This window comes from Streptomyces sp. WAC07094, assembly GCF_036320405.1.
Classification (GTDB): domain Bacteria; phylum Actinomycetota; class Actinomycetes; order Streptomycetales; family Streptomycetaceae; genus Streptomyces; species Streptomyces lannensis.
Genome location: NZ_JAVMJZ010000001.1, coordinates 2,047,277 through 2,066,032 on the forward strand (window position 1 = coordinate 2,047,277; position 18,756 = coordinate 2,066,032).

An 18,756-nucleotide genomic window follows, 5' to 3' on the forward strand; every position below is an offset into this window, starting at 1 on the left:
CAGGCCCAGAGCCTTTCACGGTTCTCACACAACTGACAAGCGGCGTATTCAATTGCCGCCGGGCAGTTCGTGCGCGCTGTTCAGTTGTACGGATCGCGACCCCGCGGCGACCCGGCGTGCGGGGCACACGATCGCATCGTCACGCGCGGGACGCCTCCTCGGCCCCCTCACGCGCCGGAAGGCTGTCCATGAAGGAGCTGACGGAGAACACCGCGCGGCCGGGTCCGGGCGGCCCGTAGCCGGGGGGCGAGGAGAGCCCGAAGTCGTCCATGGTGGCGCGGTAGGCCTCCAGCAGGCGGATGTGGTACTCGAGCGGCGCTCCCTGCGGATTGGCCTTGCCGAGCGGCGTCGTCGGCTCCGGGCACCAGGTGGTGAAGCGGGGGGTGATGCCGTGCGACATGAAGAAGCGCAGGCCCTCCGTGGTCGAGGCGATCGCCTCGTCGACCGTGGCGAAGCCGAAGGGCTCGGCCATCTCCACACCCGCCACGAAGTTGGGGATCACATTGCGGGCGCCGAAGACGTCCGCCGAGTCGAGGATGCGCCGGTGCCACTCGTCACGGCCGACGTATCGCTCCTTGCCCGGGCAGTACAGCTCGAACAGGCGCCGGTCCCACACCTCGAAGTTGGGGTGGTAGATCTGCACGCCGTAGTCCTTGAACCGCTGCACATCGGCCTTCGGCAGCGCCTGCGCCACGACCTTGCCGATCCAGCGGCCCGGGAAGCGTTCCTCGATGGCCTTGGCGTAGTGCCCGTAGAAGTCCGCCTCGTCCCGGCCGGCGACCGTCTTGGTGATCGCGCCGCCGGTGAGCGTGTAGGCGGTGGAGGCCTTCTGGGTGTCGTACCGGTCGATGATCTCCAGCGCCTCGAGCACCTCCTCGACGTCCTTGACGCCGGTGTAGGGCCGCCCGGCCGCCTTGTGCTGGCGCCAGTTGTGGTTGATGTCGCAGTACTGGCACTCCTCCTTGGCGCCGAAGTACTGGCACACACGGAACACGGTGAGGTAGATCAGGTAGCCCCACTGGATCGTCGGGGCCACCTCCATCACGGACTTCCCGTTGGAGAGGGTGTGCCGGTAGTACTCCGGCATCGGCGGCACCCCGACGTCCGCGATCCGTCGCCCGTCGAGGTAGAGGCCGAGCATCCCTTCCTCGTCGGCGGCCACGCGGTACGGCGAGGCCGGATTGACCCTGACCGAGACGACCGTGCGCCGCAGGTCGTACGGGCCGCCGGTGAGGATGATCTCCTCGGGCGGACGCCGCAGCGCGGCCTCGCCGAGCTCGGGCAGGGTGCCGTGGTCGAAGGAGAAGATGAAGTAGGACTTCGGTTTGACGTCGCCGCCCTCGTTGTCGGACAGGGCGGACGCGTCGAAGGCCACACCCCCGCGGAGCAGGTCTTCCTTGAAGACGGCTTCCCGCGGAACGTGCGGGAATCGCTCCATCAGATCCTCGACCAGTGCGGTGCGGCTGCCCATCCCGTGTCTCCTCCCGGCTCAGGCGTTCGACTCCTCACGGTATGCCCCCGCCCGACCGCCGGCCGTGCCGGGGCCCCGGCCATGACCCGATGGGCCGATTGCTACTTTTGGCAGTGAATATACGAATCCAGGCGATACATTCCATACCTCCGGCCGGAGTTCTTCGGAGGCCGGACCGGTCCGAGCCGAGGACTCCGAGGCCGCGGAGCCGGGGGTTGCCGATTTCGCGGAAACACGAACCGGATACCTGCCGGACCACCTTCAGACTCGGCTCGATACGACGGAATTCGCAGCACAGGGCGGGTGCGAGGTAGGTTCCGGGTGGATTCGTGGCTCTCCGGGCCACGGGGAGGGACGAGGGCCATGACCGGGACCGTGACCAACTGGGCGGGCAACATCACCTACGCCGCCAAGGAGCTGCACCGCCCGCGCTCGATCGACGCGCTGCGTTCTCTCGTCGCGGACGGCACCCATGTACGGGTGCTGGGCAGCGGGCACTCCTTCAACGAGATCGCCGAGCCCGGCGCCGACGGGGTCCTGCTCTCGCTGGCCGCGCTGCCGGCCGAGGTCGACGTCGACACGGCGGCCCGCACCGTACGCGTCGGCGGCGGCGTCCGCTACGCGGAACTCGCTCGCGTGGTGCACGAACACGGTCTCGCCCTGCACAACATGGCCTCTCTGCCCCACATCTCGGTGGCGGGCTCGGTGGCGACCGGCACGCACGGCTCGGGCGTCGCCAACGGCTCGCTCGCCTCGGCCGTACGCGAGGTGGAGCTGATCACGGCGGACGGGGCGAGCGTACGGATCGGCCGGGGGGACGACCGTTTCGACGGCGCCGTGACCTCGCTCGGCGCACTCGGTGTGGTCACCGCGCTCACCCTGGACCTGGAGCCGGACTACGAGGTCGAGCAGTACGTCTTCACGGAGCTCCCCCTGGAGGGACCGGACTTCGACACCGTGGCGGCGAGCGCGTACAGCGTGAGCCTGTTCACCGACTGGCGGGCGCCCGGCTTCAGGCAGGTGTGGCTGAAGCGGCGGACCGACCGGCCGCTGCCCGACTTCCCCTGGGCCACGCCCGCCACCGAGGCGCTGCACCCGGTGCCCGGCATGCCCGCGGTCAACTGCACCGAGCAGTTCGGCGTCCCCGGGCCGTGGCACGAACGGCTCCCCCACTTCCGCGCGGACTTCACACCGAGCAGCGGCGCCGAACTGCAGTCGGAGTACCTGCTGCCGCGCCCGTACGCCCTGGACGCGCTGCGCGCCCTGGACGCGATCCGCGCGACGGTCGCGCCCGTGCTGCAGACCTGCGAGGTCCGCACGGTCGCCGCGGACGCGCAGTGGCTGAGCCCTGCCTACGGACGGGACACGGTCGCCGTGCACTTCACCTGGGTCGAGGACACCGCTGCCGTCCTGCCGGTGGTGCGGCGGGTGGAGGAGGTGCTGGAGGCCTTCGACGCGCGCCCGCACTGGGGCAAGGTCTTCACCGTGCCCGCCGCGGCGCTCCGGGGACGTTACCCGCGGATCGGCGACTTCACGGCGCTGGCCGCGGAGCTGGACCCGGCGGGCAAGTTCCGCAACGCCTTCGTCCGCGACGCCCTGGGGCTGCGCTGAGGGCGGCCGGGGTGAGCCGGCCGAGGTGAGTCACCGGCGGCCGGCAGACTTCGTACACCCCCTTTCCTAACCCCTTGTAGAAAGCGCTGCCCGGACATAGGCTCGCGCCGCGCCGAGGCACCGGGACCCGGCATGGCCCGAGGGGGGACCGAGGGGACGTGTCCGCCAAGTCCACGTCACGCGACATCCGCACCGCGAACCGGTACGAGGTGCTGCGCCAGATCATCGCCCGCTCCCCCACCTCCCGGCAGGAGCTGGCGGCCACCACCGGACTCAGCCTTGCCACGGTCGCCACCCTCGTCGGCGAGTTGCTCGACCTCGGCATGCTGACCGAGGTCGGCTTCGAGGACTCGGCGGGCGGCAGGCCACGCGGACTGATCGCCGTTAACCCCTCGGGCGGCGCGCTGATCGGCGTCGACATCGCGGAGACCTATGTCCGCGTCGAGCTGTTCGATCTCGCGCTCGGCATGCTGGCCCGCGACGGCGAGGAGATGGAGCCCGGCGGCAAGCGCCCGGAACAGGTCGCCGCCCATGTGGCCGCTGCCGTCGGCACGGTGGTCTCCCGGGCCGGCGTGGGAAGCGACCGGGTCCTGGGCGTGGGTGTCAGCGTGCCGGGCCAGGTCGACCGCGCCCGCGGCATCTGCGTCTACGCCGCCAACTGGGACTGGCACGACGTACCGCTGCTCGGACTGCTCGCCCGGCACATCGTCCACCCGCTGTACCTGGACAACCCGCTGCGCGCGTGCACCATCGCCGAGTTGTGGTTCGGGGCGGCCCGCGGGCGCGGGGACGCCGTGGTCGTCAATCTGGGCACCGGCGTCGGAGCCGGGCTCGCACTGGGCGGCGGACTGCACCGGGGCGTCAGCAACAGCGCCGGGGAGTGGGGCCATACGACGCTGGTCCTGGACGGACGCCCGTGCCACTGCGGCAACCGCGGCTGCGTCGAGACCTACGTCGGGGCTCCCGGCATCATGACGAACCTGCGGGAACTCAGCCCGCACAGCCCGCTGCTGCACCCCGAGGACCAGACCGCCACGATCGAGGCGCTCGCCCACGGTGTCACCGCCGGGGACCCGGTCGCGCTCGAGGTCCTGAGGACCACTGCCCGCTACCTCGGCGCGGGGATCGCCGACCTGGTCAATCTCCTCAACCCCGAGGTGGTCGTGCTCAGCAGCTGGGTCGCGGCCGCACTCGGTGCGCCGTTGCTGAACGAGGTGCGCGCCGCCGTCGGCAGGCATGCGCTCAGCCGGCCCTTCGCCGTCACCGAGATCGTCCTGTCCCCCGTCCAGACCGACCCGGTGTGCCTCGGAGCCGCGACCTTCGCCCTCGAAGGGGCGCTCGGATCGCCACGCAGAGGGCACGTCAAGACCGCCGGACGACCCGCCACGCCGAGGAGCCGCACCGCACAGTCCTCATGACGACGGAAGGGATGCACCGTTGAGACCCGCAGGCACGACCACCCGCAGAGTCCCCACACCGGCCGCCACCGCACGACCGTCACCGGCGCTCCGCGGCCCCCGCCACAGGCCAGGACTCCGGTGGCCGGACGTCCAGGTCGCACCGACCGGCATCACGAGCTGAAGGAGGAGACCGATGTCCATCCGCACCACGACAGCCGTCGACTACGTCGAGGACGTCTCGCCGGGCACCGGTGCCCTGCCACCGCGCGCCTGGTACGCGTCCTCGGACGCCGCGTCCCTCTCCCTGAACGGCAGTTGGCGCTTCCGGCTGTCGCCGACCGCCGACGCGGAGGACGACTCCTTCGCCGAGCCCGGGTTCGACGCGGGGCACTGGGCGCAGATCGCGGTCCCCGGCCACTGGGCTCTCCAGGGCCATGGCTCCCCGATCTACACCAACCACCTGTACCCCTTCCCGGTCGACCCGCCGCGGGTACCGACCGAGAACCCGACCGGTGACCATCTCCACGTCTTCGACCTGCCGTCCGACTGGCCCTCGGACGGCGGCACCGTGCTGCGCTTCGACGGCGTCGAGTCCTGCGCCCGCGTCTGGCTGAACGGGACGGACCTCGGCGAGTTCAAGGGTTCACGGTTGCCGCACGAGTTCGCCGTGGGACATCTGCTCCAGCCGGGCGGGAACGTGCTCGCGGTCCGGGTGCACCAGTGGTCCGCGGGCTCCTACCTCGAGGACCAGGACCAGTGGTGGCTGCCCGGTGTCTTCCGGGACGTCACGCTGCTGCACCGTCCCGCGGGCTGCGTCCTCGACTTCTTCGTGCACGCCTCCTACGACCACACGACGGGCGAGGGCACTCTGAAGGTCGAGTCGGACGTGGACGGCCGGGTCACGGTGCCCGCCCTCGACATCGATGTCGCGACCGGCGAGTCCGTGACCGTCCCCGTGGAGCCGTGGACCGCGGAGACTCCGAGGCTGTACGACGGGGTGCTGGCGACCGAGGGCGAACGGGTGCCGCTGCGCATCGGTTTCCGCACGGTCGTCCTCGAGGACGGCCTGATCAAGGTCAACGGAACGCCCCTTCTCTTCAAGGGCGTCAACCGGCACGAATGGCATCCGGAGAAGGGCCGCGCCCTCGACCCGGAGTCCATGCGCGAGGACGTGCTCCTGATGAAGCGGCACAACGTCAACGCCGTGCGCACCTCGCACTATCCGCCGCACCCCGCCTTCCTGGAGCTGTGCGACACCTACGGACTCTGGGTGATCGACGAGTGCGATCTGGAGACCCACGGCTTCGTGGAGCAGGCCTGGCGGGACAACCCGGTCGACGACGACCGCTGGACCCCGGCGCTGCTCGACCGGGCCGCCCGCATGGTCGAGCGCGACAAGAACCATCCCTCGGTCGTCATCTGGTCCCTGGGCAACGAGGCCGGGACCGGCCGCGGTCTGACGGCGATGGCCGAGTGGATCCACCACCGGGACGCCTCGCGGCTCGTGCACTACGAGGGCGACATCGACTGCCGTGACACCGACATGTACTCACGGATGTACGCCTTCCACGAGGAGGTCGAGCGGATCGGCCGGGGACTGGACGGCGGCACCGGAAAACGTCGTGAACTGCCGTTCGTCCTGTGCGAGTTCGGGCACGCCATGGGCAACGGCCCCGGTGGCATCGCCGACTACCAGCGGCTCTTCGAGACGTACGACAGGCTCCAGGGCGGCTTCATCTGGGAGTGGATCGACCACGGCATCAAGGACGAGCGGTACGGCTTCGCCTACGGCGGCGACTTCGGTGAGGAGTTGCACGACGGCAACTTCGTCTGCGACGGGCTGCTCTTCCCCGACCGGAAGCCGTCACCGGGACTGGTCGAGTACAAGAAGGTGATCGAGCCGATCCGGTTCGAGGGCGACACGGCGGACGGAACCGTGCGGGTCCGCAACGCGTACGACTTCGCGGACCTGTCCGCACTCGCCTTCGTCTGGTCCTTCCAGGTCGACGGCGTGGACGTCGAGTCGGGGAGGCTGCCGGTACCCCCGCTCGGACCGGGCGAGTCCGCCGATGTGAAGCTGCCCCGGCCGCCCGAAGCCGGAGGTGGCGAGACGCAGTGGACGGTACGCGCGCTGCTGGCGTCCGACACCGCGTGGGCGTCGGCGGGCCACCAGGTGGCATGGGGTCAGTTCCCCGTCGCCGCACGGCCGCCGGTCCGCGTGGTGCCGAGCGGTGCCCCGCGCTCGGGCGACGGCCGGATCACCCTCGGCCCGGCCTCGTTCGACGCCCGCACCGGGGCGCTCATGTCCATCGGGGCGGTCGACGTGACCGGCCTGCGCCTGGACGTGTGGCGGGCGACCACGGACAACGACGACGGCGCGCCCTGGCAGTCCGACGTCCGGCACGGTCCGGCCTGGCGCAAGCTCGGTCTGCATCGGATGCGGCACCGGCTGGACGCGGTGGAGCCGACCGGCGACGCGCTGACCGTACGGACCCGGGTGGCGCCCGCCGCCCGGGAGGTGGCCCTCGCCACGGTGTACCGCTGGACTTCCGACGGCGACCGGCTGCGGCTGACCGTGTCCGTGGCTCCGGAGGGCGACTGGACGGTGCCGCTGCCACGGCTCGGAGTGCGGTTCGGACTGTCCGGCGCCGCGGACCGTGTGCGGTGGTTCGGCGGCGGACCCGGCGAGGCCTACCCGGACACCAGGGCGGCCTCAGAACTGCGCCGTTGGGAGTCCACGGTCGACGGGTTGCAGACCCCGTACGTCCGCCCACAGGAGAACGGCGCCCGCGCCGACGTCCGATGGGCGGAGCTGGGCGGCCTCAGGATCGAGGGCGACCCGGAGTTCTGGTTCAGCGCACGGCGCTGGACGAACGAGCGACTCGACGCCGCCCGTCATCTCACCGACCTCGTGCCCGGCGACACGGTCTGGGTCAACCTCGACCACGGGCAGCACGGCATCGGCTCGCAGTCGTGCGGCCCGGGCCCGTTGCCGCAGTACTTCCTTGCGGCCGAGCCGGCGGAGTTCTCCTTCGTATTCTCCGAAGTCGGCTGACCGACAGGGTCCGGATGCCGTTCGCGGCCGTCCGGCGGAAGAGCTCCGGGCACGTTCCGGGGAAGTCTTCCGCCGGCCGGCCGCAGTCGCGTCCGGACCGATATCCGCTGATCCGACGGACCAGGAGGCCCGCTGCATGAACCCATCACCCCCTGTCCCCCGGAGGTTCGTCCGGTGACCCGCAGTGACGCGAAGCCGGCCGCGCACCACATCGAGGTCCGCGGCCTGTCGCGGACGTTCCGTACCACCGTGCGCCGCCCCGGGTTCGGGGGTGCGCTCCGGTCTCTGGTCAACCCCGAGCGAGTGGCCAAGCACGCCGTCTCGGGCATCACCTTCGACGTCGCCCCGGGTGAGCTCCTCGCCCTGCTCGGACCGAACGGCGCCGGGAAGTCGACCACCATCAAGATGCTCACCGGGATCCTCACGCCCACCTCCGGCGTGGCGCGGGTCGCGGGCGTGGTGCCGTACGAGGACCGGCAGCGCAACGCCCGCAACATCGGTGCGGTGTTCGGCCAGCGCACCCAGCTGTGGTGGGACCTGCCGGTGCGCGAGTCCTTCTCGATCCTGCGCGACATCTACGAGGTGCCGAGAGCCGAACACACCGCGCGGCTCAAGGAGTTCGACGACCTCCTGGAACTCTCCTCCTTCTGGGACACCCGCGTTCGCCATCTCTCCCTCGGCCAGCGGGTGCGCTGCGACCTGGCCGCGGCGCTGCTCCACGACCCACAGGTGGTCTTCCTCGACGAGCCGACGATCGGCATGGACGTGGTGGTCAAGGAGCAGGTGCGCGAGTTCCTGCGGCACCAGGTCGAGGAGCGCGGCCGGACAGTGCTGCTGACGACGCACGACATGACCGAGGTCGAGCGGCTCGCCGAGCGGGTGGTCCTGATCAACCACGGACGGCTGGTCCTGGACGGCACCCTGGACGAGATCCGCCGCACGTTCGGCTCGACGTGGCAGGTGCGGGTGACGCCGGCCGATCCGCACACCGAGGTCGCACCCCTGCCGGGCATCGCGCTGCTGCGGCGAGAGGGGCCCCAGGTCGTCTTCGGCCCCGAGGGTCCCGGGGCCCCGACGGTCCACCAGGCCCTGAAGCAGATCGTGGAGCGGTACGAACTGACGGATCTCGCGATCGACGAGGCCGACCTGGAGGACGTGATGCGCGCGGCGTACGTCCAGGCCGGGCCCGGGGCGGACGAGGTCTGAGATGGCAGTCCTGCACGCCTGGCGCGCCGCCCGCGTCACCCCGCTCGGCGAACTGCACAGCCCACCCCGTGTCACCGCGGCGCTGCTGCGGCTGACCGTACAGGTCGTGCTGGTCGCGTCGCTGTGGCGCGGCCTGTACGCGGCGACCGGCACGACCGGCGGACTCGGCCGCGACCAGGCGGTCACCTACGCGGTGCTCGCCGTGCTCGCCTCCCGGCTGCGCGAACTGGACCAGTACACGGGCCGGGACACCGTCATGCAGCACATGCACTACGGCACGATCGTCTACTGGTATCTGAGGCCGCTGCCGCCCCAGCGCTACTACGCCCTGCGTTCCCTCGGCGAACGGCTCTACGGTCTGGCCTGGGCGCTGGCCGGATACGCCGTCTGCCTCCCGGCCGGTGTGGTGGAGCCGCCCGGATCGGCCGCGGTGGCCGGGGTGTTCGCGCTCAGTCTGCTGCTCGGCCAGTGGGTCCTGCACTACGTCATGCTCGTCATCGACCAGTTGTGCTTCTGGACCCTGCGCAACGGCGCCGCGCTGCTGATACTCGTCTTCGCCCAGAACCTGCTGTCCGGGGTGTACGCGCCCCTGTGGTTCTTCCCCCACTGGTTCGTCACGATGAGCGGTTTCCTGCCGTTCCAGGCGACGTTGAGCGTCCCGCTGTCCCTGTACGTGGGAAGGATCCCGCTGTCCGAGGCGGCCGTCCAACTGGCCGTGCAGGCCGCCTGGGTGGTGGCTCTGGCCCTGTTCACCCGGTTGCTGTGGCGGCGGGCCGCCCGGCGCGTGATCTCGCAGGGGGGCTGAGATGTCGATGAACGCGCTGCGTATCGTCTGGCGGATCACACGGCTCAACTTCCGTGCCCAGCTGGAGTACCGCGCCGAGTTCCTGATGATGATCGCGATCGGCGCGGTCTGGCAGGTCTCGGTGATCGTGTTCGCGACGGTGCTGCTGACCCGGTTCAGCGGGATGGGCGGCTGGGACAGCTCGGACGTGCTCCTCATCCCCGCCACCAGGATGATGGCGCACGGTCTGTTCGTGCTCCTCCTCGGCCGGGTGCACGGCCTCGGCCGGCACATCCAGGAGGGGAAGATCGACGCGTATCTGCTCCGCCCCCTTCCCGTGCACCGCCAGGTCCAGCTCGACTCCTTCCCCACCAACGCGATCGGTGACCTGACGGTCGCGGCGGGGCTGCTGGCGGGCGCTCTCGGCCGCAGCCACCTCGACTGGACGGCGGGCAGGATCACGTACCTGATCGCCGCGATCCTCGGCGGCATGTTGCTGGAGGCCGCGCTGTTCACGGCGGTCGCCAGTGCCTCGCTGCGGTTCCCGGCGGCGGACTACTGGGGCAACTGGCTGGAGGAACTGCTCGGCACCTTCGGCAGCTACCCGCTGAACGTGCTGCCCAAGGCGGTGGGGGGTCTGCTGACGTACGGTCTTCCGCTGGCGTTCGTCGCGTACTTCCCGGCGGCCGTGCTGACGGGCCATGGCCACGGCACCGGCGCCCCTTACTGGCTGGCGGCGGGATCGCCGCTGGTGGGAGTGCTCGCGTACCTGGGGGCGCGGCTGCTGTGGCGGTGGAGCCTTCGCCACTACACGGGGGTGAACGGCTGACGGCTGCGCGGGCCGGGCTCAGGCGGCCTCGGTGGCCCTCTCCGGCCGGCGCGACCGTACCGGTGTGGGAAGGGCCAGTGCCGCGACGCCCACGCAGCAGGCCCCGGCCACGGCGCCCACCGCCGCCGTGCCGTGTTGCTGGGCCGCCCAGGTGACCACCGCGGCGCCGATCGGCGCCGCGGAGTAGTGGATCGTCCAGAACGCGGAGGTGACCCGGCCGAGCAGATGCTCGGGGGTCACCTGCTGCCGCAGCGACATGGAGCAGGTCCCCGCCACGCCGACACCGCCGAGGAAGGCCGCCGTGAGGACGGCGACGGCGGGTATGTCACGGGCCCAGCCGATGCCGGCCAGCGCACAGCCGCAGACGGCGACCGCGCCGATCCAGGTGGGGCCGAAACCGAGCCTGCGCCGGATCCGGGCCACCAGCAGCGCCCCGGTGATCGAGCCGAGCGCGCCCACCGCCAGCACGGTGCCCACCGCGCCGTCGCCCTGGCCGAGATCGTGCTTGAGGTGGTAGATGAGCAGATCGTTCAGGCCCAGCTCCAGAAAGCTGAAGAGGGCCAGCAGCACGGTCAGCGCCCGCAGTACGGGGTGACGCCGCAGGAAGGACGCGCCGGCCAGCAGGTCCCGCCACAACCCCTGGGGAGCCGGCGCCGGTTCGGGCGGGACGGCCTGCCCGAACCGTACGAAGGCCAGGCAGAGAGCCGACACCCCGAAGCTCGCCGCGTTCACCGCGACGGCCGCCGCGGGGCCCGCCCACGCGGCCACGACGCCCGCACCCAGCGGCCCGGCCACGCCCGCCGCCGCAGCGGTGGCGTTCAGCCGGCCGTTGGCGGCGGTGATCGCCTCCGCGTCGACCAGACCGCGCACGACGGTGACATAGGCGACCGAGAACACCATGCCTACGGCCTCGCACAACGGCAGCACCGCGTACAGCAGCCAGACCTTCGGCCCGGCGAGCCACACGAGAGGGACGACCGCGTACAGCAGCATGCGGACCACATCACAGGCGATCAGCAGCTTTCTGCGGTCCACCCGGTCGACCACCACTCCGGCGAAGACCCCGGCCACCACGGACGCCGCACCGCCGACCGCCGTCAGCAGACCCATCCGCGCCACGGACCCGGTCGCCTCCAGCACGAGCAGCGGCAGGGCGATCAGGGCGAAGGAGTCCCCGAGGACCGAGAGGGTCTGCGCGGCCCAGAAGATCCGGAAGTCCCGGTCCGCCCTTCGCGGTCGCATCCTGCCCACCGGCTGTTCCCCCGTATCCCCGTGTCACCGTGCCGCCCGGGACCCCGGGCCGGATGGACGATCAAGACGTACCACGGTCGGGGTCCCGTGTCTGCGGACTGTTCGCGCCATGATCTGCCTCCTCGCCACGACCGTCGGCACTCCCGGCGTCACGCCCGGGTGGCGGGGACGCCGGACCGCCACACCCGCACCTCGGCCCAGACCACCTTGTACGCGCAGCCCGGACGGGGCTCGACGCCCCACCGCTCGGCGACCGCGGAGACGAGCAGCAGCCCGTGTCCCGCTTCCCCGCCTCCCCGCTCCGGCAGCACCGGCAGCCGCTCCGTGCGCCCGTCGGCCACCTCGACGCGCACGACTCCGTCACGCAGAACCAGCCGCACACGGAAGTCGCGCCCTGGCACCCGTCCATGCCGCACGGCGTTGGCCGCGAGCTCGGCGACGACCAGTTCCACGTTCTCCCCCGCATCCCCGTCGTACGGGAACCCCCACACGTCCATGCGGTGGGCGACCAGTCTCCGGGCGAGCCGGGCGCCTCGCGGCGTGCAGCTGAACAACTGGGTGAACGTACGTACTGTGACCGGCTCATGGAGCCGCGGTTCGGCGTGCATGGCTCAACGCTCCCCGAGGTCAGGGGCGTCTAACCAGGTACGGCACTCGTACGGGACGCACCGTACGGGTTCAGGACGTGGACAGTATGGGTAACGGTGCGTGACCATGGGGGACTTGGCGGGGTTGGCACCAGGGCACTCGGGGGTTCCCGGCATGACCGACAGGACCATCGGCACCACGAACGAGCCGGAGCCGTCCGACAGTCTGAAAGGCTTCGGGGAGGTCCACAAGGCCTTCCGCAAACGCGCGGGACTCACCCAGGAGGAGTACGCGCCGCTGGTGCGGTACCAGCCGTCGACCGTCGCGTCGATCGAGCAGGGGCGGCGCTTCCCGCCCCGCGTGTTCGTCGAACGGGCCGAACACGTCCTGGACGCGTTCGGTGCGCTCAAGGGGGCGTACAAGCACGTGGGGCGGGAGAGGGGACTGGCGTCCTGGTTCCGGCAGTGGGCGGAACTGGAGGAACAGGCCATCAGCCTCTACACGTTCGAGAACCGGTTGGTGCCGGGGTTGTTGCAGACGGAGGCGTATGCGCGCACCCTTTTCGACGAACAGGTACCGGTGCTCAGCGATGTGCAGATCGAGGCTCAACTCGCCGCCCGCGAGGCACGTCAGTGCCTGCTCGCCGAGCGTCCGAACACCGCGTTCAGTTTCATCGTCGAGGAATACGTCGTCCGACGGGAGACCGGCGGGAGGGCGGCAACGCGTGAACTGCTCGGTCACCTCCTGGAATTGACCAAATCACGCAATGTGGAACTGCAGTTGCTGCCCATGACGCTAGGCGCCCATGCCGGGCTGGCCGGTCCCATCCAGTTGCTGGAGACCCCGGAGAACGAATGGTTCGGCTACTGCGAAGGACAACGGAGCGGCCAGTTCCTCACGGACCCGAAATCGATCAGTGTCCTCCACATGCGCTATGCGAAACTGCGCTCACAGGCCCTTTCCCCAGGCGACTCTCGGAGTCTGCTGGAACGGATGCGAGGAGCGCTATGAGCACCACCGAGCCGGCGTGGTTCAAGAGCAGCTACAGCAGCAGCGGTGACGGCGACTGCGTCGAGGTGTCCCTCTGCCCCACCACCGTCCACGTCCGTGACTCCAAGAACACCCGTGGCCCCCGGCTCACCCTCTCCACCGCCGCCTGGTCGGAGTTCCTCGGGTTCGCCGCGCGGAGCCGGACCGCCGCCGACGTGCGCTACGTGTACTAGCCTCTTTCCGAGGAGCTCCAGGTTCACGGGGAGGGTGTCCATGGCCCGTGCCGGTCTGAGCGCGGAGCGTCTGGTCTCGGCGGCCGCCGAACTGGCGGACGAGGTCGGCTACGACAACGTCACCATGTCCGCGCTGGCGCGGCGTTTCGGGGTCAAGGACGCGAGCCTGTACTCGCACATCAGGAACATGCAGGATCTGCGCACCAGGCTCGCCCTGGTCGCCGGTGGAGAGATGATCGACCACATCGCCGTCGCGGTCGCCGGGAGAGCGGGCAGGGACGCGCTGACGGCCTTCGCCGACGCCTACCGCGCCTATGCGCGCCGGCACCCCGGCCGGTACGCCGCCACGCAGATCCGCATCGACCGGTCGCTGGTCCCGGACTCCCCCGCCATGCGCCGCACCGCCGAGATCACCTACGGCATGCTGCGCGCCTACGGACTCGACGAGCCCGACCTCACCGACGCCGTACGCCTGTTGCGCAGCACGTTCCACGGCTTCTGCATGCTCGAGGCCGCCGGCGGCTTCGGCGCGCCCCGCGATGTGGAGGCGTCCTGGGCCAAGGCCGTCGACGCCCTGCACAGGGCGCTGGAGCACTGGCCCCGCGAGAAGGAACAGCAGGACGGCTGACCCGTGCCGCGGCGACGGGCCGTCGCTCCTTCAGGCGCCCGCGTCCGGGCGTGAACGGACCAGGGCCTGCACGTCGTCGTACGACGGAGCGAATCCGCCGGGCAGGTGCCCCGAGCGGACGGCCTCCGCGGCCGCCAGTGCCGCGCCGAGGGCCCGGCGGTAGAGCAGGGAGCCCATGCTGACGCGGCTCACGCCCAGTCCGGCAAGCCGCTCGAGGCTCGGTCCGGTGGGCGAGTACAGGATGTTGAGCGGGACGTCCAGGCGGCGGACGAGGTCGGCGATGCGCTCCGGATCGGTGAGGCCCGGCACGAACACGCCGTCCGCACCCGCCTGTCGGTACGCGTCGAGGCGGCGCAGGGTGTCCCCGGGGTCCCCGTCGCCCAGCCAGTACGTGTCCGTGCGGGCGTTCACGAAGAGGTCCGGCACGGCGGACTTGACGGCGGTGATCTTCGCGCGGTGCAGTTCGACGGGGCCGAGCCCGTCCTCCAGGTTCACACCGACCGCTCCGGCCGCACGCAACGCATGGGCCAGTTGGGCCACCTGCTGCGGATCGTCGCTGAAGCCCGCCTCCGCGTCGACGGAGAGGAGGTAGCGTCCGCCGCCCAGGCGACGGGCGAGGTCCAGGGTCGCCTCGCGGGTCGCCGCGGACCCGTCGGGAAGCCCGGCGGCAGCGGCCACCCCGAGGCTCGTGGTGCCGATCGCCCCGAACCCCGCCGCGGCGAGGGCCGCCGCGCTGGCGTGGTCCCAGGCGTTGGGCAGCAGCAGGGGCTCTCCCGCGCGGTGCAGATCCGCGAAGTCGGTGACGGCTTCGACAGGCCCTTGCGGTGCGGAGTGGGTCATACGGCAGAACGTATCGGGTCACCGCTTCGGTGCCCGCCGAAGAGTCGCGGCGGCCGCCGCGGGCCTGGGGCGCCCCGGTTCCGGTCGGGACGCCCCAGGGACTTTGGGCGGAGGCCGCAGTCCGCACGGTGAGGGCCGCCCTGACGTGAAAGACCCTCCGGTATCAGATCTTGCGGCACCAGCGCGTCGCGCACCAGACCCATGTACACCGTCGCGCCGTTGACAGGGGTACGCGTGGTGTCCCACTTCCCGTCACGCAGGTGCGTCGCGGCCTTCGGGCCGACCGACCGGGGACGTCCGGACGGGCAGGGGCGGGTCGGGTGGCCGTGCGACGGTGGGCGCCGGCCTCGGCCCTTCGGCTAGCGTCGTGACATGACCAGCAGCATCCGCCCTCCTCTCGCCGAAGCCCTGGCCTCCGGAACGCTCGTCCTGGACGGCGGCATGTCCAACCAGCTCGAGTCGGCGGGACACGATCTGAGCGACGCGCTGTGGTCGGCGCGGCTGCTCGCGGAGCTGCCCGAAGCCGTCACAAGGGCGCACCTCACATACTTCGAGGCGGGTGCGGACGTGGCGATCACGTCCAGCTACCAGGCGACGTTCGAGGGATTCGCGGCGCGCGGCATCGACCGCGGGCGGGCCGCGGCGCTGCTCGCACTGAGCGTGGATCTGGCCCGTGAGGCGGCGGACCGGGCGCGAGCGGGGGGCGCCGGGCGACCGCTGTGGGTGGCGGCGTCGGTCGGCCCGTACGGGGCGATGCTCGCCGACGGCTCCGAGTACCGGGGCCGCTACGGCCTCACCGTCGCCGAGCTGGAGGCCTTCCACCGCCCTCGCCTGGAGGCGCTGGCGGCGGCCGGCCCCGATGTGCTGGCCCTGGAGACCGTCCCCGACACGGACGAGGCGGCGGCCCTGCTGCGGGCGGTGCGCGGGCTCGGTGTGCCCGCCTGGCTTTCGTACACCGTCTCCGGCGACCGTACGCGCGCCGGACAGTCGCTGGAGGACGCCTTCGCACCCGCCGCCGACGCGGACGAGGTGATCGCGGTGGGCGTCAACTGCTGCGCGCCCGAGGACGTGGAGGCCGCGATCGAGACGGCAGCGCGCGTGACGGGCAAGCCGGTGGTGGTCTACCCCAACAGCGGCGAGACCTGGGACGCACGGGCCCGCGCCTGGGACGGCCGCACCACGTTCACCACGAGCCGGGTGACGGCCTGGCGCGCCGCCGGGGCCCGGCTGATCGGGGGATGCTGCCGGGTGGGTCCCGCGGCGATCGCCTCCGTCGCGCGGACACTCGAAGCGGACCCGGCGGCCGGCTGAGCGCAGCGGCCGGCGCGGGTCGTCCCGCGGTTCACTCCAGGTCGCTGCGGCGCACACCCCCGGGTCTGCGCAGCCGCCGTACCGCGGCCAGCGGTACGGCACCCCGCAGCCGCGGCCCGTTCCCCGCGCCGGGGGCGGGAGCGGTCTGCGGCGCGGTGGCAGCGGCCCCCCACAGGTCCATCTCGGCGTCGCGGTGGCCGCGCACAAGGGGGTCGCCGTCACCACCGAAGATCCGCACCGGACGGGTGGCGTCCCAGGCGGGCCAGCCCGGCTCGCCGTCCGTCGCGAAGCGCACCCACGCCCTGTGCATCTCATGGGCGAGTTCACGGGGGGCGTCGGGGCCGGCCAGTTTCTCCGCCTCGGGCACTCCCGCGCTGTCGAAGACGAAGCCCAGTTCGAGGGCGTGACAGGCGCCGAGCCCCGGGAGATTCGACCGCCAGGCGAACTCGTAGACGTGGGCGGCGGCGTGGCCGTCGCCCGCCCGGGACTCGGCCAGACGGTGCAGCGGGCGGCGGAGCAGATAGTCCGTCACCATCTGGCCCACCAGGTCGGAGACGGGTTCGTCCGGCCGGGCGTTGCGGTAGCCGCGGGGGACGTCGGGGCCGCAGTGGCAGCGGGCCATCGCACCGGCCACGGCGACCGCACCCAGCCGGTCGATGCGCTCGACCAGCCCGGTCGGCGCGAGCCACAGCCGGTGCTCCTCGCTGGTCCAGCCCATGAGCAGCGGAATGTCCCCGGCGGCACCGTCGAGCAGCGCCTCCAGCGGGTCACGGGGCACCAGGTCACCGTCGACGACGATCCCGAAGGCGGGCCCCCCGAGGATCGGGCTGGCCCGGCGGCCGACCTCCGCCTGGACGTCGGCCAGCAGGGTGCGGTCCACCTCGGCGAAGGCGGCCGCCGTGGCCGGCACCTTCAGTCGTGTGGCCATGCGCCGTACCAGGCGCCGCACTCTGTCACGGTCCGTGGACTCCGGCGGCCCGCTCTGCAGCACCGCCCGCCGGAACAGCCCCCGGGCGCGCGGACTCGCCAGCAGGGCGCCGATGCTGATGGCGCCCGCGGACTCGCCGAAGACGGTCACCCGGTCCGGGTCACCGCCGAACGCGGAGACCGTCTCGTGCACCCACTCCAGCGCGGCCAGCTGGTCGCGCAGCCCGGGATTGGGCGGCGCGTCCGGGAAGAGGCCGTAACCCTCCACGCCCAGACGGTAGTTGAAGGAGACCAGGACGACTCCGTCGCGGGCGAAGGTGCTGCCGTCGTAGACGGGGACGGCGGAGGAGCCGCGGGTCAGTGCGCCGCCGTGGATCCAGACCATCACCGGGAGCCGGGCGCCGGGGCCGGGCTCCGGGGTCCACACATTGAGGTTGAGACAGTCGTCCCCGGCGACCACCGGGTCGGACAGGTAGCGCGCGAAGGCCTCCGAGTACGGCGGCTTCGGTGGCGTCGGCCCGAACACACCCGCGTCCCGGACGCCGTCCCAGGGCTCGGGCGGGACGGGCGGGCGGAAGCGGTTGGGGCCGAAGGGCGGTGCGGCGAAGGGGATTCCACGGAAGACGGCGATCCCTTGCTCGTACCGGCCCCGCACCGCTCCGTAGGGGGTGCGGACCACGGGATCCGACGGGCTCTGCGGATTCGCGGCCACTTCGTCCGCACGCTCCATACGGCTCTCTCCTCCCATGCCGGGACTGCCCGGCTCACCGCATCACATCACTTTCCCCGGCCGGCGGACCGCCCAACGGCCGGGCGCCCGCGTGTCCCGGCCCCACGCCCGGGAGCTGCGGCGTCCGTGACGGGCTCGCACGGTCGCCGGGAGGTGTCGCGGACCGGGCCGGCGGCACGCGCGGTGGGACCGCCTACTCCACCCGGGCCGCCCAGCGGATGCCTCCGAGGAGATGGGCCCGGAAGTCCGGGTCCGTGTACGCCTCGGACGAGTGCCCGAGCGCCGTGTAGAACACGCGTCCGCCACCGTGTTCGTGACACCACACCAGCGGATGGTCGTCGCCCATACCGCCGCCCGCGTAGGAGGACTCGTCCGCGGAGGCGAGCACACGCACCGAACCACGGGGACTCGCCCGGAAGTCGTACCACTCGTCCGTGAACTCCCAGACGGCGGGCAGGTGCCGGGTCGCCGGATGGCCACGGTCCTCGACGACGGCCTTCCCAGGCTGGTACGCGGGGTGCCGTGCGAACCGTGCGCCCAGCATCCCGCCGTAGTAGGGCCAGTCGTACTCGGTGCAGGCCGCCGCGTGCACGCCGACGAAACCACCGCCGGCGCGCAGCCGGGCCTCGAGCCGGGTGCGGCCCCGGGGGGTCAGCACCTCGCCGCTGGTGGAAAGGAAGACGACCACCGCGTAGGCGTCCAGGGGCGACTCGAGGACGCCGGGGTCCTCGGTGGCGTCGACCTCGAACCCGTGGACCTCTCCGAGGCCGCGTACGGCCGTGACGGCGTCGGGGATGGAGTCGTGCCGGTAGTCGGTGGTGCGGGTGTACACCAGAACGCGGAAGGTCACCGGCCGAGCGTAGCCCTCCGGCGGTGACCGGCCGGTGCGCACCGGACCCGGC

Annotated in this window: 16 protein-coding genes; 10 read left to right on the forward strand and 6 right to left on the reverse strand. The window is 71.8% G+C overall.

Annotated elements, in window-relative coordinates:
- Positions 1-139: 139 nt before the first annotated feature.
- Entirely contained in the window at positions 140-1,471 is a 1,332-nt protein-coding gene (locus RCR19_RS08955; protein WP_331264654.1) for a radical SAM protein, read from the reverse strand.
- A 363-nt stretch (positions 1,472-1,834) separates the two neighbouring features.
- Here RCR19_RS08955 and RCR19_RS08960 point away from each other — a divergent pair, with 363 nt between their 5' ends.
- From RCR19_RS08960 to RCR19_RS08985, 6 genes are all read left to right on the forward strand, one after another.
- Complete coding sequence (locus RCR19_RS08960) at positions 1,835-3,082, forward strand: D-arabinono-1,4-lactone oxidase (RefSeq protein WP_331264655.1); 1,248 nt, start codon at positions 1,835-1,837, stop codon at positions 3,080-3,082.
- A gap of 158 nt (positions 3,083-3,240) precedes the next feature.
- Positions 3,241-4,500, forward strand: a complete 1,260-nt coding sequence (locus RCR19_RS08965; RefSeq protein WP_331264656.1) for an ROK family transcriptional regulator — start codon at positions 3,241-3,243, stop codon at positions 4,498-4,500.
- Positions 4,501-4,675: 175 nt separating this feature from the next.
- Positions 4,676-7,537 (forward strand): glycoside hydrolase family 2 TIM barrel-domain containing protein, encoded by a 2,862-nt coding sequence (locus RCR19_RS08970; protein WP_331264657.1) that lies wholly within the window; start codon positions 4,676-4,678, stop codon positions 7,535-7,537.
- Positions 7,538-7,711: 174 nt separating this feature from the next.
- The gene (locus tag RCR19_RS08975) at positions 7,712-8,743 is read left to right on the forward strand and encodes an ATP-binding cassette domain-containing protein (RefSeq protein ID WP_331264658.1); all 1,032 of its coding nucleotides are present in this window, start codon (positions 7,712-7,714) and stop codon (positions 8,741-8,743) included.
- A 1-nt stretch (position 8,744) separates the two neighbouring features.
- Positions 8,745-9,548, forward strand: a complete 804-nt coding sequence (locus RCR19_RS08980) for an ABC-2 family transporter protein (RefSeq protein ID WP_331264659.1) — start codon at positions 8,745-8,747, stop codon at positions 9,546-9,548.
- Positions 9,549-9,555: 7 nt separating this feature from the next.
- The gene (locus RCR19_RS08985; RefSeq protein ID WP_331269390.1) at positions 9,556-10,356 is read left to right on the forward strand and encodes an ABC-2 family transporter protein; all 801 of its coding nucleotides are present in this window, start codon (positions 9,556-9,558) and stop codon (positions 10,354-10,356) included.
- Between the two features lie 18 nt (positions 10,357-10,374).
- On the opposite strand, the gene RCR19_RS08990 is transcribed toward RCR19_RS08985, so the two are convergent.
- Positions 10,375-11,598, reverse strand: coding sequence for an MFS transporter (locus RCR19_RS08990; protein ID WP_331264660.1), 1,224 nt, complete (start codon positions 11,596-11,598; stop codon positions 10,375-10,377).
- Between the two features lie 158 nt (positions 11,599-11,756).
- The gene (locus RCR19_RS08995; RefSeq protein WP_331264661.1) at positions 11,757-12,215 is read right to left on the reverse strand and encodes an ATP-binding protein; all 459 of its coding nucleotides are present in this window, start codon (positions 12,213-12,215) and stop codon (positions 11,757-11,759) included.
- Between the two features lie 154 nt (positions 12,216-12,369).
- Here RCR19_RS08995 and RCR19_RS09000 point away from each other — a divergent pair, with 154 nt between their 5' ends.
- From RCR19_RS09000 to RCR19_RS09010, 3 genes are read left to right on the forward strand one after another with little or no spacing between them, the layout of a single operon-like run.
- A complete protein-coding gene (locus RCR19_RS09000) occupies positions 12,370-13,206 on the forward strand; it encodes a helix-turn-helix transcriptional regulator (protein ID WP_331264662.1) in 837 nt (278 codons plus the stop codon).
- Positions 13,203-13,418 carry a DUF397 domain-containing protein gene (locus RCR19_RS09005; RefSeq protein WP_331264663.1) on the forward strand — a complete coding sequence of 72 codons (216 nt, stop codon included), beginning with the start codon at positions 13,203-13,205 and terminating at the stop codon, positions 13,416-13,418. The genes RCR19_RS09000 and RCR19_RS09005 overlap by 4 nt, the downstream gene beginning before the upstream one ends.
- A 40-nt stretch (positions 13,419-13,458) precedes the next feature.
- A complete protein-coding gene (locus RCR19_RS09010; protein ID WP_331264664.1) occupies positions 13,459-14,046 on the forward strand; it encodes a TetR/AcrR family transcriptional regulator in 588 nt (195 codons plus the stop codon).
- A gap of 30 nt (positions 14,047-14,076) precedes the next feature.
- Here the strand turns inward: RCR19_RS09010 and RCR19_RS09015 are convergent, their stop codons facing one another.
- Positions 14,077-14,886, reverse strand: a complete 810-nt coding sequence (locus tag RCR19_RS09015) for an isocitrate lyase/phosphoenolpyruvate mutase family protein (protein WP_331264665.1) — start codon at positions 14,884-14,886, stop codon at positions 14,077-14,079.
- A 372-nt stretch (positions 14,887-15,258) separates the two neighbouring features.
- Between RCR19_RS09015 and mmuM the strand changes: the two genes are divergently transcribed.
- Entirely contained in the window at positions 15,259-16,197 is a 939-nt protein-coding gene (gene mmuM, locus RCR19_RS09020; RefSeq protein ID WP_331264666.1) for a homocysteine S-methyltransferase, read from the forward strand.
- A gap of 31 nt (positions 16,198-16,228) precedes the next feature.
- On the opposite strand, the gene RCR19_RS09025 is transcribed toward mmuM, so the two are convergent.
- Both RCR19_RS09025 and RCR19_RS09030 read right to left on the reverse strand, forming a co-directional pair.
- Positions 16,229-17,854 (reverse strand): carboxylesterase family protein, encoded by a 1,626-nt coding sequence (locus RCR19_RS09025; protein WP_331264667.1) that lies wholly within the window; start codon positions 17,852-17,854, stop codon positions 16,229-16,231.
- Between the two features lie 193 nt (positions 17,855-18,047).
- Positions 18,048-18,704: a ThuA domain-containing protein gene (locus tag RCR19_RS09030; RefSeq protein ID WP_331264668.1), complete on the reverse strand. Its 657-nt coding sequence runs from the start codon at positions 18,702-18,704 to the stop codon at positions 18,048-18,050.
- Between the last annotated feature and the right edge of the window lie 52 nt (positions 18,705-18,756).